Here is a 12791-nt window from a genome sequence, read left to right on the forward strand (position 1 = left end):
CAGGCCCCATCCTGGGGCCCAGCGCTTGACGGGCATCCATGCCCGTCACCTCCCTCCGCAAGGCCTGCGTTCGGCCTACTGAAGTCGCGAAGATCAAAATCAAAATCAAAATACAAAATCAAAAAACAAAATCAAAATCACGGTATAGCACAACCTCGAGCGGGGAGTGCGGGTCGCTGTGCGACCCGTCGCGCAAGCAAAAAAAACCCGGGTTCTGGGGGGGAATCCGGGTTAAGACCATTAGGAGTAAAACAAAGGTACGCGGTCCCTGAGCACCTTTATCGGCGCGCCACTTGGGGGGGATGCGCCGCGCCAACACTTCAAGTATTGGTCAGGTTTGGCGCAGTGCCAGCGTATATTGGTCGTTTTTTAAACAAATTTGGAATACGCCGAGGTTTCAATCCTTCCACAGCGCATGGCAGTAAGCATGGTGAAACACAGACATGCGTGGATGATCCGTGCAATTTCTTGCAAGTTAGGCATAATAAACCGCTTCGATTGTCATCCAGTCCTTCCCATGCAGAAAGAACCTCGTAAGGTCCGTGAGTTTCGCCGTCGCGAACAGGAAATCCTCGACACCGCGCTCAAGCTGTTTCTCGAACAGGGTGAGGACAGCGTCACTGTCGAAATGATCGCCGACGCCGTGGGTATCGGCAAAGGCACGATCTACAAGCATTTCAAGTCAAAGGCGGAAATCTACCTGCGCCTGATGCTCGACTATGAGCGCGACCTGAACGAACTGTTGCACTCGGCCGACGTCGACCGTGACAAGGAAGCCCTGTCACGCGCCTACTTCGAGTTCCGCATGCGCGACCCGCAACGTTACCGGTTGTTCGATCGCCTGGAAGAGAAGGTGGTCAAGGGCAACCAGGTGCCGGAAATGGTCGAGCAACTGCACAGTATCCGTGCCTCCAACTTCGATCGCCTGACTCAGCTGATCAAGGGCCGCATCAGCGAAGGCAAGCTCGAAGACGTACCACCGTATTTCCATTACTGCGCCGCTTGGGCGCTGGTGCACGGCGCCGTTGCGCTGTACCACTCGCCGTTCTGGAGCAATGTGCTTGAGGATCAGGAAGGTTTCTTCCAGTTCCTGATGGACATCGGTGTGCGCATGGGCAACAAACGCAAACGCGATCCGGAACCGACGAACTGAAGCGTTCCGTCACTTGACGCTGAAACCGGCAGGGTGCGGGGGCTTGCAAAAACCTGATTTATGAGTCAGGTTTCGCCTGCCCCTATCATCCATGCCGGAGTCATTCATGATTGTCGATCGTCAAGGCAGGCGCTTTCGCAACCTGCGTGTCAGCCTGACGGCTGCTTGCAATTATGCCTGCACCTACTGCGTGCCCGACGGCAAACGCCTGGTGGCGGCGCAAGACGAGCTCTCGGCAGATGCCCTGGCCCGCGGCGTGGCTTACCTGATCGAAGCGGCGGGTATCGAGCGCCTACGCATCACAGGGGGTGAGCCGCTGGTCAGCCCGCGCCTGGATGCCTTTCTGGCCGCAGTGGCCAAGCTCGACCTCGACGATATCTCGCTGACCACCAATGGCCAGCTGTTGGCACGCAAGCTGCCCCAGCTGCAAGCGGCGGGTATCCGACGCCTGAATGTTTCCCTCGACACTCTCAACCCCCAGGCCTTCCGCCGCATTGCCCGGGGCGGCGACCTGGCCAGTGTGCTGGCGGGTATGGAGCAGGCCACTGCGCTGGGCATGCGAATCAAGGTGAACATGGTGCCAATGCGCGGGCACAACCTCGACCAGGTATTGCCGCTGCTGGATTACTGCCTGGAGCGCGGCTTCGAGTTGCGCTTCATAGAACTCATGCGCATGGGCCACCTGGCCCGTGAGCACAATGCCTTTGTGCAGCAGTTCGTCGGGCTCGACCAGTTGCTGGCGCTGATCGGCGGCAAGTATGCCTATGTCCAGGTCGATGCGCCGCTGGACGCTACAGCCCTGCGCTATGAAATCCCGGGCATTGGCCACTTCGGCATCATCGCCAACGAGAGCGTGCCGTTTTGCCGTACCTGCTCGCGCTTGCGCCTGTCCTCCACGGGCTGGTTGCATGGCTGCCTGTCTTCGAGCAATCGCCACTTCGTCGGTGACCTGCTGGAAAAGCCGCGTCATCAGGCCCTTCCGGCCCTGCAGCGCCTGTTGGTCAAGGCGCTGGCAGACAAGCAGGACCTGGCGTTTTCCGGTGATGTGATGGTGATGAAGGTGATTGGCGGCTGAAGCTGGCGCAAAAGCTGCATCCGCCTGCTATTCGCCGGTTTTTCGTCGCCGGCCACTGGAGGAAAGATGCGTAGCCTGGTCTTGCTGCTGGCGCTGATGGCGCTGGGCGGCTGCATGAATGTCAGCGATATGGGCGAAGGCGTCCGCTATCACATGAGCGATGCCGGTCTGCTGGACCACAGCGATACCCGGCGTACCCTGTCGATCCGCCTGCAGCCCGATTCGTTCATTTTCATCGGCCAGGGCGCATTCGTGCCGCCGGGCAAGGGGCCGGTGCCACGGCAGAATGCGGTGGCTGACGAGGCGTTCAAGAGCTTTGTCGAGTATTTCCCGTTGGTGCGCCGCGCCCAAGGCCCATTGGGCCTGGAAGACGCCATTGCCCAGGCACGCTCGGTGGGTGCCGACTACGTCCTGTACACCCGCTTCGCCCGTACCGACGACCGCATCGGCAATGGCGATGAGTGGTATGACGAACAGGCCGTCGACCGGCTGGGGTGGGACACTGGCGTGGTGCAGATGATGTTGATCGAAACCAATACCCGCTACCTGATCGACACCGCACGCATCAAGAGCCGTGGCGGTTTGTTGACGTTCCACGACAACACCCCGGAGGATTTGCTTGGTGCGCCGATGCGCGAGTACGCTCGTAGCCTTCTGGGTATGAGCGAATGAGGCAGGCGTGATGAGTGATTCCGGCAAGGCCAATGATCTTCTGGCACAGATCCCCAAGGCCAAGGGCCTGCCGCCGGTGCATCTGTGGAACCCGGATTTTTGCGGTGACATCGATATGCGCATTGCCCGCGATGGCACCTGGTATTACCTGGGCACGCCGATCGGGCGCAAACCGATGGTGCGGTTGTTTTCCACGATCATTCGCCGCGATGGCGATGACTACTTCCTGATTACCCCGGTAGAAAAGGTTGGCATCCGCGTCGACGATGCCCCATTTGTGGCCGTGGCTCTGGAGGTGCTGGGGGAGGGGGAGCAGCAGGTGCTGCGCTTCACCAGCAATGTCGAGGACCAGGTTGACGCCGGGCCGGACAACCCTTTGCGTGTGGTCATCGACCCGGTGACGCAGGAGCCATCGCCCTATGTGCTGATGCGCAGCAACCTTGAGGCGCTGATTCACCGCAATGTTTTCTATCAGTTGGTAGAGCTGGCGGTGGCGCGTGAAATCGACGGCGAGGAATGGCTGGGGGTCTGGAGCCAAGGCGTGTTCTACCCGATTGGGCGTAGCAGCTGAGCTCTTGGTTGCCTGTACCGGCCTCTTCGCGGGCATGCCCGCTCCCACAGGTACAGCACCTGTGGCGAATGAACTTGTGGGAGCGGGCGGCACAGGTAAAATCGGCCCCCTGCTTTTACCTCGAATTGGCCATTTGTCTTCAGCCAACGAAGGCCTAACCTGCTGGCATTAGTCATCCAGGAGAAGCCCGCCATGAAACCCTTGGCTATCGTCCTTTTTGCTCTGCTCGCCGTCCAAGCCCCCGCCTGGGCCCACGGCGACGTTGCCGACCAGGTCAAAGTCCTGCAGCAGCAACAACCCTCGAACGCCCCGGGCAAAACGGCTGTCATGCTTACGGTGAGCTACGCCCCTGGCGAGGCATCGCCCGCGCATCAGCACCCCGGCGCAGTGATGGCCTACGTTCTGGAGGGGGCAGTGGTGTCGAAGCTCAACAACGATCCGGAAAAGACCTACAAGGCCGGTGAGTACTGGTACGAGGCGCCAGGCACCGTGCACAGCGTGTCACGCAATGCCAGCAAGACCCAGCCCGCCAAGCTGCTGGTCTGGAGCCTGGTGGACGAGGGCAAGCCAGTGACCGAGCCGCTGGGCCAGTAAATCCGATGCAATGCAAAAAGCCCCCGGTTGCTTGCGCACCCAGGGGCTTTTCAATGTTTGGCTCCGCGACCTGGACTCGAACCAGGGACCCAATGATTAACAGTCATTTGCTCTACCGACTGAGCTATCGCGGAATCTGTGCGTATCTTACTGACTGCCTGGAAGAAGTCAAGCCTCTCCCAGGCAAATCAACAGGTTACAGCACTTCGACGATGGCCTTGGTTACCACGTGGATGTTGCTCTGGTTCAGCGCGGCAACCGCGATGCGGCCGGTGTCCAGTGCGTAGATGCCAAACTCGTTCTTCAGGCGGGCCACCTGTTCAACGGTCAGGCCCGAGTAGGAGAACATGCCTGCCTGTCGGCCAACGAAGCTGAAGTCGCGCTTGGCGCCATATTCAGCCAGCAGGCTGACCATTTGCTGACGCATGCCGTGGATGCGCTGGCGCATCTCGCCCAGCTCGGCTTCCCACATTTGGCGCAGTTCGTCGCTGTTCAGCACGGTAGCGACGATGGTTGCGCCATGGGTCGGCGGGTTGGAGTAGGTGGTACGGATCACACGCTTGACCTGCGACAGCACGCGAGTGCTCTCATCCTTCGAGGCGGTGACGATCGACAGTGCGCCAACGCGCTCGCCGTACAGCGAGAACGACTTGGAGAACGAGCTGGAAACGAAGAACTCCAGGCCCGACTCGGCGAACAGGCGCACGGCGAAGGCATCTTCGGCGATGCCGTCACCAAAGCCCTGATAGGCCATGTCGAGGAACGGCACATGGCCCTTGGCCTTGACCACTTCCAGGACGTTTTTCCAGTCGTCCAGGCCCAGGTCGACACCGGTCGGGTTGTGGCAGCAAGCATGCAGCACCACGATCGAGCCGGCCGGCAGGTTGTTCAGGTCTTCCAGCATGCCCGCGCGGTTGACGTCGTTGCTTGGCGCGTCGTAGTAGCGGTAATTCTGTACCGGGAAGCCGGCAGTCTCGAACAGTGCGCGGTGGTTTTCCCAGCTCGGGTCGCTGATGGCTACCACAGCGTTGGGCGACAGGCGCTTGAGGAAGTCGGCGCCGATCTTCAGCGCGCCGGTGCCGCCAACGGCTTGCACGGTGACCACGCGGCCAGCGGCCAGCAGTGGCGACTCGGCGCCAAAGATAAGTTTTTGCACGGCCTGGTCATAAGTGGCGATGCCGTCGATCGGCAGGTAGCCGCGCGAGGCGTGCTGGGCGGCACGCTGGGTTTCGGCTTCGATCACGGCGCGCAGCAGCGGAATGCGGCCTTCCTCATTGCAGTACACGCCAACGCCCAGGTTGACCTTATCGGTACGTGGGTCGGCGTTGAATGCTTCGTTGAGGCCCAGAATAGGGTCGCGGGGTGCCAGCTCGACAGCGGAAAACAGGCTCATTGTTACCTTGGCTCTGATTGGAGAGTGATAGGGCGTACACGCTCCAGCCGAATGCACTGAAGCGGTGCACAAACGGGGAGTCAGTATAGTGATACCGTCCGGTCACTGCGACACTCTGGCACAGCTTTTCAGGCTATTTGCGCAAATATTTTTCGACCATTGGTCTAATTGCCGGGTCCACTGTAACAAGCGCTCACAGCCCAGCCTTGAAAGCGCCCCCAGCTAGCCGCATTTGGGTATAGACTACTGGCTAAATTTACAGTTGCTGCAGCACCGCGAGGTCAAACATGTCCGAGTTCCAGCTCGTCACCCGTTTTCAGCCGGCCGGCGACCAGCCCGAGGCCATCCGTCAGATGGTCGAAGGCATCGAAGCGGGGCTGTCGCACCAGACGCTGCTCGGCGTGACCGGGTCGGGCAAGACCTTCAGCATCGCCAACGTCATCGCGCAGGTGCAGCGCCCGACACTTGTCCTGGCACCGAACAAGACCCTGGCCGCGCAGCTCTACGGCGAATTCAAGGCGTTTTTCCCCAACAACGCGGTGGAGTATTTCGTCTCCTACTACGACTACTACCAGCCCGAGGCCTACGTACCATCGTCGGACACCTTCATCGAGAAGGACGCCTCGATCAACGACCACATCGAGCAGATGCGCCTGTCCGCGACCAAGGCGCTGCTTGAGCGGCGCGATGCAATCATCGTCACCACCGTGTCTTGCATCTATGGCCTCGGCAGCCCCGAGTCCTACCTGAAAATGGTCCTGCATGTGGACCGCGGCGACAAGCTCGATCAGCGCGCACTGCTGCGCCGCCTGGCCGACCTGCAGTACACCCGCAACGAAATGGACTTTGCCCGTGCCACTTTCCGCGTGCGGGGTGATGTGATCGATATCTTCCCGGCCGAGTCGGACCTAGAGGCCATCCGCATCGAGCTGTTCGATGACGAGGTGGAGAACATAGCCGCCTTCGACCCGCTCACTGGCGAGGTTTTCCGCAAGCTGCCGCGATTCACCTTCTACCCCAAGAGCCACTACGTTACCCCGCGGGAAACCCTGCTGGAGGCCGTGGAGGGCATCAAGGAAGAGCTCAAGGAGCGCCTTGAGTACCTGCACAAGGCCAACAAGCTGGTAGAAGCGCAACGCCTGGAGCAGCGTACCCGCTTCGACCTTGAGATGATCATGGAGCTGGGCTACTGCAACGGCATCGAGAACTATTCACGCTACCTGTCCGGGCGCCCGGCCGGGGCGCCACCACCCACCCTGTACGACTACCTGCCAGCCGATGCGCTGCTGGTCATCGACGAATCCCACGTCAGCGTTCCGCAGGTAGGCGCCATGTACAAGGGCGACCGTTCGCGCAAGGAAACCCTGGTCGAATACGGCTTCCGCATGCCTTCGGCACTGGACAACCGGCCGATGCGCTTCGACGAATGGGAAGACGTCAGCCCGCAGACCATCTTCGTCTCCGCGACCCCGGGCCCCTATGAGGCTGAGCATGCCGGGCGCGTGGTGGAGCAGGTCGTGCGCCCGACCGGCCTGGTCGACCCGCAAGTCGAGATACGCCCGGCACTGACCCAGGTAGACGACCTGCTGTCGGAAATCCGCAAGCGCGTGGCGGTGGGGGAGCGGGTGCTGGCCACTACGCTGACCAAGCGCATGGCCGAGGACCTTTCCGATTACCTCGCCGACCACGATGTGCGGGTGCGCTACCTGCACTCGGACATCGACACGGTGGAGCGGGTGGAGATCATCCGCGACCTGCGCCTGGGTACCTTCGATGTGCTGGTGGGCATCAACCTGCTGCGCGAAGGCCTGGACATGCCAGAAGTGTCGCTGGTGGCGATTCTGGATGCGGACAAAGAAGGTTTTCTGCGTTCCGAGCGCTCCCTGATCCAGACCATTGGCCGTGCTGCGCGTAACCTCAATGGCCGGGCGATTCTGTACGCCGACAATATTACCGGCTCGATGCAGCGGGCAATTGACGAAACCGAGCGACGCCGGGAAAAGCAGATCGCTTTCAACGAAGCCAACGGTATCGTGCCCAAGGGTGTGGTCAAGGACATCACCGACATCATGGAAGGCGCTACCGTGCCCGGCGCGCGCAGCAAAAAGCGCAAGGGCATGGCCAAGGCGGCAGAGGAGAGCGCCCGCTATGAGGCAGAGCTGCGTACACCGGGCGAGATCACCAAGCGCATCAAGCAGCTGGAAGAGAAGATGATGCAGCTCGCCCGCGACCTGGAGTTCGAAGCTGCGGCGCAGCTGCGCGATGAAATTACCCAACTGCGCGAACGGTTGATTACCAGCTGATCCCTTTGGGTGGATGAACTGGCCCTGTCGTCGGCAAGCCAGCTCCCACAGGTGTGCCGCTGCATTCAAAATTTGCCCGGTACCGGTGGGAGCTGGCTTGCCGGCGATAGGGCCAGTACAAGCTAGTGAGCTTCCCCAGCCTTCAACCCCGCCGGCAGCTTGCGGGTCAGCAACACTGCCACCATGCTCACCGCCAACCCGATCCCGACAAAGTGGAAAGCATCGTTGTAGGCCATGATCATGGCCTGCTGATGGGTAATCTCGCTCAGCTTGCCCAGCGCTGCATTGTCATTGCCCAGGCGCTCCGCCAGTTGCGCCAGCCGTTCTGCCACCTGTGGGTTGCTCGGCACTACCGATTCGCGCAGGTAATCGAAATACACCTTGGTCCGCGCATCCAGCAACGTGGCCAGCAAGGCGATACCAATCGCACCCCCCAGGTTACGCAGGATATTGAACAGGCTCGATGCCGACCCCGCATCCTGCGGCTGGATGTAAGCCGTGGCGATCAGCGAAATGGTCACCATGATCATCGGCTGGCCCAGGGCGCGGATGATCTGGATATGGTTGAATTGCGGCCCGGCAAAGTCCGGGTTCAGCACCCCCGAACCGAAACTGGCGGCGCCGAACAGGCAGAACCCCAAGGCGCACAACACTTTGGGTGACACCACCTTCATCAGTTGCGGCACCAACGGGATCAGGAACAGCTGCGGGACACCCATCCACATGATCACCTCGCCGATCTGCAGGGCGTTGTAACCCTGCACCTGCGCCAGGTACAGCGGCAACAGGTAGATTGACCCGTACAGGCCTACGCCCATGCCCAGGCTGGCGATGCTCGACAAGCCGAAGTTGCGGTTACCGAGAATGCGCAGGTTGATCAGCGGGTGCGGCTTGGAAAACTGCAGGATGACGAAGGTGATGAGGCTGATCAGGGCGATGCTGCCCAGGCCAACGATCAAGTTCGACTCCAGCCAGTCCTTGCGGTGGCCTTCTTCGAGAAACACCTGCAGGCAGCCCAACCCCAGGCCCAGGGTGACGATGCCTGCGTAATCGGTGCTTTTCAGCAGTTCCCAGTGCGCCTCTTTCTTTTCCAGCCCATACATCAGACCGGCAATCATCACCAGGCCCGGGGGGATGTTGATGTAGAAGATGTACTCCCAGCCCCAGTTCTCAGTCAGCCAACCGCCCAGCGTGGGGCCGATGGAGGGGGCGAACGTGGCGGTCATGGCGAACATCGCCATGCCTTTGGCGCGGTGGTGTTCGGGCAGCTTGATCAGGGTAAGGGTAAACGCCAGCGGGATCAGTGCGCCGCCGGTAAAGCCTTGCAGGGCGCGGAACAGGATCATGCTCTCCAGGTTCCAGGCCATCGAGCACAGCAGTGACGACAACAGAAACCCTGCAGAAACCCACACCGCCAGGCGCCGCGCCGAGAGTAACTGCACCAGCCAGGCAGTCAGCGGGATCATGATGATTTCCGCCACCAGATACGAGGTGGAAATCCATGAGCCTTCCTCCAGCGTCGCTGACAGTGCGCCCTGGATGTCTTTCAGCGACGAATTGGTGATCTGGATATCCAGCACCGCCATGAACGCACCGAGCATCACGCTCATTACCGCGATCCAGTCGCGGCGGGTGGGCTCAGCGGTGGGCCGGAGCAATTGGTCACCGGCCATTGTGGCCTTCGCTTTCGCTGCGCAGGTCGACGGTGGCAGTCACCGACATGCCGGGGCGAATGCGCCCGTGCAGCGGGTTGTCGGCGCTGAAGGTGAGTTTCACCGGGATGCGCTGTACCACCTTGGTGAAGTTGCCGGTGGCGTTGTCGGGTGGCAGCAGGCTGAATTGCGCGCCCGAGGCAGCGAAGACACTGTCGACCCGGCCTTCGATGGGGGTATCCGGGTAGCTGTCGAACAGCAGCTCGGCGCGTTGCCCGGGCTGCATCCGGCCGATCTGGGTTTCTTTGAAGTTGGCCTGCACCCAGATGTCTTCGTCGGGCACGATCGACAGCAGGTAGGCGCCAGCCTGCACCACCTGGCCATTGCGCGCGTTGCGCTGGCCGATGGTGCCGCTGATCGGCGCGCGGATTTCGCAGCGGGTCAGGTTCAGTTCGGCCTGTGCCAGGTCGGCGCGGGCGTTGGCGATCTGTGCATCAAGGCGTTTGAGGTCGGCGTTCAGGGCGTTGACCTGCTGGCGCTGGCTTTGCAGGTCGGCGCGGGCTTTGTCGACCTGAGAGCCGGCGACATGGCTGTCCGCCGACAGGGTGGTGACCCGCTCTTCGGATATGAAGCCTGGCTTGCGCAGCTTTTCGGCACGGCTCAGGTCTACCCGCGAGCGCTCGAACGTGGCTTGGTTGGCTGCCACCTGCGCCTGCCCGGCGGCGATCAGGCTACCCTGCTGGGTCAGGCGGCTTTGCGCTTGCGCGTATTCTGCTTCGCGGGTAGCCAGGGTAGCGCGGGCGCGGTCAACCGCCAGCTCGAAGTCTGCTACTTCCAGGCGCACCAGCAGGTCACCTTTGTTGACATGCTGGTTGTCCTCGACCGGCACCGCCTCGATACGTGCGCCCAGCTGGCTGGAAATACGGGTGATCTCGCCCTGTACGTAGGCGTTGTCGGTACTCTCGTAGAAGCGGCCCTTGAAGTACCAGTGGGCCAGAAAGGCGAGGGCGATGATGGCCACCAGGGTGAAGAAGACCAGCAGGCGACGTTTGAGTTGGGCAGGCATGGGCACTATCGTTCCAGAAATGTAAACAAATTTAACAGCGCTGCAGGGGCTGTCGACAAGTGACGTTCGCGCCATTGCTGGAGCCCGGTGCCTGCCTCCTGCTAACATCCCGCCTTTGTTTCATCTTCAGTTCGAGACCTTCCATGACCACCGTACGTACGCGTATCGCGCCATCGCCTACCGGCGACCCCCATGTCGGCACTGCCTACATCGCCCTGTTCAACTACTGCTTTGCCAAGCAGCACGGCGGTGAGTTCATCCTGCGCATCGAAGACACCGACCAGCTGCGCTCCACGCGCGAGTCGGAACAGCAGATCTTCGACGCCCTGCGCTGGCTCGGCATCGAATGGAACGAAGGCCCGGATGTGGGCGGCCCGCACGGCCCGTACCGGCAGAGCGAGCGTGGCGAGATCTACGCGAAGTATGCCAAGCAGCTGGTGGATGCCGGTCATGCCTTCTACTGCTTCTGCACCGCCGAAGAGCTGGAGCAAATGCGTGCCGAGCAACAGGCCCGCGGCGAAACCCCGCGCTACGACGGCCGCGCGCTGCTGTTGAGCGCCGAAGAAGTGCAGCGCCGCCTGGACGCCGGCGAGCCACATGTGATCCGCATGAAGGTGCCGAGCGAAGGTGTCTGCGTGGTACCGGACATGCTGCGTGGCGATGTCGAGATCCCATGGGACCGCATGGACATGCAGGTGCTGATGAAGAACGACGGCCTGCCGACGTACTTCCTGGCCAACGTGGTGGACGACCACCTGATGGGCATCACCCACGTACTGCGTGGCGAAGAGTGGCTGCCGTCGGCGCCCAAGCTGATCAAGTTGTACGAATACTTCGGCTGGGAGCAGCCCAAGCTGTGCTACATGCCGCTGCTGCGCAACCCGGACAAGTCCAAGCTGTCCAAACGCAAGAACCCGACCTCGGTGACCTTCTACGAGCGCATGGGCTTCATGCCTGAGGCGATGCTCAACTACCTGGGCCGCATGGGCTGGTCGATGCCGGACGAGCGCGAGAAGTTCTCGCTGGACGAAATGGTCGAGCACTTCGACCTGTCGCGTATTTCGCTGGGTGGCCCGATCTTCGACATCGAGAAACTGTCCTGGCTCAACGGCCAGTGGTTGCGCGAACTGCCGGTCGAGGAATTCGCCACACGGCTGCAGAAGTGGGCATTCAACAGCGACTACATGATGAAGATTGCCCCGCACGTGCAGGGCCGGGTCGAGACCTTCAGCCAGGTTGCCCCGCTGGGCGGGTTCTTCTTTGAAGGCGCGCTGAAACTGGATGCCAAGCTGTTCGAAAGCAAAAAACTGTCGGCCGACCAGGTGCGCCAGGTGATCCAGCTGATCCTGTGGAAGCTCGAAAGCCTGCGCCAGTGGGAAAAAGAGCGCATCACCGGCTGCATCCAGGCCGTGGTCGAGGCGCTGGAGCTGAAGTTGCGTGATGCGATGCCGCTGATGTTCGCCGCCATTACCGGCCAGGCCAGCTCGGTGTCGGTACTGGACGCCATGGAAATCCTCGGCCCCGACCTGACCCGCTATCGCCTGCGCCAGGCCTTGGACCTGCTGGGTGGCGTTTCGAAGAAAGAAAACAAAGAGTGGGAAAAGCTGCTGGCTTCTATCGCTTGACGGTGTTTTGAAAGCTGCCGCTGAACCGTGTAGTAGCAGCCGTGTGCCGCGAAAGGGCCGCAAAGCGGCCCCGATGATTTTGCTTCAAGGCGAAGATTGTGGGACCGCGCTGCGGTCTTATCGCGACACAACGCCGCTCGTACAAGGGTTCGAGGGTGAGGTTTTGCTGGGGCAGGGCGGTAAGTGATTGTTATCTGTGAAAAAACTTTTGAATATTTTCAAAATTTCGTTTGACAGCCCTGCAATCCGATCTTAATATGCGCCCCGTCCACAGCGATGAACGAAAACGAATCGTCAGGCACCCAGCCAGCGGTTCAGTTCAAAGCGACATTGTGGGGCTATAGCTCAGCTGGGAGAGCGCCTGCATGGCATGCAGGAGGTCAGCGGTTCGATCCCGCTTAGCTCCACCAAATTCCGCTTGTCAGTCAAGGCTGGCAAGCAAGACCGGGTCCAGCAACCGGGTCTTGAAGGTAAGAAGGTTCGTCCCCTTCGTCTAGTGGCCTAGGACACCGCCCTTTCACGGCGGTAACAGGGGTTCGAGTCCCCTAGGGGACGCCAGTTTTACACAAGCGATGGTGCACTTGTCGCTGGGCCGCGAGGCTAGAAATCTGGGGCTATAGCTCAGCTGGGAGAGCGCCTGCATGGCATGCAGGAGGTCAGCGGTTCGATCCCGCTTAGCTCCACCAA

10 protein-coding genes and 4 tRNA genes are annotated in these 12791 nt (G+C 60.9%); 10 read left to right on the forward strand and 4 right to left on the reverse strand.

The genetic code is table 11. From position 1 onward, the window contains the following. Positions 1-517: 517 nt before the first annotated feature. From AC07XM_RS25535 to AC07XM_RS25555, 5 genes are all read left to right on the forward strand, one after another. On the forward strand, positions 518-1153 hold the full coding sequence (locus tag AC07XM_RS25535) for a TetR/AcrR family transcriptional regulator (protein WP_016485495.1): 636 nt from the start codon (positions 518-520) through the stop codon (positions 1151-1153). Between the two features lie 106 nt (positions 1154-1259). Then, on the forward strand, positions 1260-2228 hold the full coding sequence (locus tag AC07XM_RS25540; RefSeq protein WP_102690220.1) for a GTP 3',8-cyclase MoaA: 969 nt from the start codon (positions 1260-1262) through the stop codon (positions 2226-2228). 66 nt (positions 2229-2294) lie between these two features. Then, positions 2295-2900 (forward strand): DUF4823 domain-containing protein, encoded by a 606-nt coding sequence (locus AC07XM_RS25545; RefSeq protein WP_016485497.1) that lies wholly within the window; start codon positions 2295-2297, stop codon positions 2898-2900. A 10-nt stretch (positions 2901-2910) separates the two neighbouring features. Beyond that, positions 2911-3471 carry a DUF1285 domain-containing protein gene (locus AC07XM_RS25550; protein WP_016500884.1) on the forward strand — a complete coding sequence of 187 codons (561 nt, stop codon included), beginning with the start codon at positions 2911-2913 and terminating at the stop codon, positions 3469-3471. Between the two features lie 192 nt (positions 3472-3663). After that, complete coding sequence (locus AC07XM_RS25555; protein ID WP_016485499.1) at positions 3664-4065, forward strand: cupin domain-containing protein; 402 nt, start codon at positions 3664-3666, stop codon at positions 4063-4065. Positions 4066-4123: 58 nt separating this feature from the next. On the opposite strand, the gene AC07XM_RS25560 is transcribed toward AC07XM_RS25555, so the two are convergent. Both AC07XM_RS25560 and AC07XM_RS25565 read right to left on the reverse strand, forming a co-directional pair. Then, a tRNA-Asn gene (locus AC07XM_RS25560) sits at positions 4124-4199 on the reverse strand. A 62-nt stretch (positions 4200-4261) separates the two neighbouring features. After that, positions 4262-5458: an amino acid aminotransferase gene (locus AC07XM_RS25565; RefSeq protein WP_016485500.1), complete on the reverse strand. Its 1197-nt coding sequence runs from the start codon at positions 5456-5458 to the stop codon at positions 4262-4264. A 287-nt stretch (positions 5459-5745) separates the two neighbouring features. Between AC07XM_RS25565 and uvrB the strand changes: the two genes are divergently transcribed. After that, a complete protein-coding gene (gene uvrB / locus AC07XM_RS25570; protein WP_016485501.1) occupies positions 5746-7761 on the forward strand; it encodes an excinuclease ABC subunit UvrB in 2016 nt (671 codons plus the stop codon). 122 nt (positions 7762-7883) lie between these two features. Here uvrB and AC07XM_RS25575 read toward each other — a convergent pair whose 3' ends face one another. Then, a complete protein-coding gene (locus AC07XM_RS25575; protein ID WP_102690221.1) occupies positions 7884-9434 on the reverse strand; it encodes an MDR family MFS transporter in 1551 nt (516 codons plus the stop codon). Next, positions 9424-10479 (reverse strand): HlyD family secretion protein, encoded by a 1056-nt coding sequence (locus AC07XM_RS25580; RefSeq protein ID WP_023047685.1) that lies wholly within the window; start codon positions 10477-10479, stop codon positions 9424-9426. Before AC07XM_RS25580 ends, AC07XM_RS25575 begins: the two co-directional genes overlap by 11 nt. 143 nt (positions 10480-10622) lie before the next feature. On the opposite strand from AC07XM_RS25580, the gene gltX reads away from it, so the two are divergent. From gltX to AC07XM_RS25600, 4 genes are all read left to right on the forward strand, one after another. After that, positions 10623-12104, forward strand: a complete 1482-nt coding sequence (gene gltX / locus AC07XM_RS25585) for a glutamate--tRNA ligase (RefSeq protein WP_016485504.1) — start codon at positions 10623-10625, stop codon at positions 12102-12104. Between the two features lie 334 nt (positions 12105-12438). Next, positions 12439-12514, forward strand: a tRNA-Ala gene (locus AC07XM_RS25590). Between the two features lie 72 nt (positions 12515-12586). Further along, positions 12587-12662: transfer RNA gene (locus AC07XM_RS25595), tRNA-Glu, on the forward strand. A 52-nt stretch (positions 12663-12714) separates the two neighbouring features. After that, positions 12715-12790 (forward strand) — tRNA-Ala (locus tag AC07XM_RS25600). Position 12791 lies beyond the last annotated feature (1 nt).

This window comes from Pseudomonas sp. GW460-LB5 (assembly GCF_059423245.1).

Bases quoted from the DNA above. Each gene is read 5' to 3' on its own strand.
- AC07XM_RS25535 (WP_016485495.1), top strand. From the start codon at position 518: ATGCAGAAAGAACCTCGTAAGGTCCGTGAGTTTCGCCGTCGCGAACAG.
- AC07XM_RS25540 (WP_102690220.1), top strand. From the start codon at position 1,260: ATGATTGTCGATCGTCAAGGCAGGCGCTTTCGCAACCTGCGTGTCAGC.
- AC07XM_RS25545 (WP_016485497.1), top strand. From the start codon at position 2,295: ATGCGTAGCCTGGTCTTGCTGCTGGCGCTGATGGCGCTGGGCGGCTGC.
- AC07XM_RS25550 (WP_016500884.1), top strand. From the start codon at position 2,911: ATGAGTGATTCCGGCAAGGCCAATGATCTTCTGGCACAGATCCCCAAG.
- AC07XM_RS25555 (WP_016485499.1), top strand. From the start codon at position 3,664: ATGAAACCCTTGGCTATCGTCCTTTTTGCTCTGCTCGCCGTCCAAGCC.
- AC07XM_RS25565 (WP_016485500.1), bottom strand. From the start codon at position 5,458: ATGAGCCTGTTTTCCGCTGTCGAGCTGGCACCCCGCGACCCTATTCTG.
- uvrB (WP_016485501.1), top strand. From the start codon at position 5,746: ATGTCCGAGTTCCAGCTCGTCACCCGTTTTCAGCCGGCCGGCGACCAG.
- AC07XM_RS25575 (WP_102690221.1), bottom strand. From the start codon at position 9,434: ATGGCCGGTGACCAATTGCTCCGGCCCACCGCTGAGCCCACCCGCCGC.
- AC07XM_RS25580 (WP_023047685.1), bottom strand. From the start codon at position 10,479: ATGCCTGCCCAACTCAAACGTCGCCTGCTGGTCTTCTTCACCCTGGTG.
- gltX (WP_016485504.1), top strand. From the start codon at position 10,623: ATGACCACCGTACGTACGCGTATCGCGCCATCGCCTACCGGCGACCCC.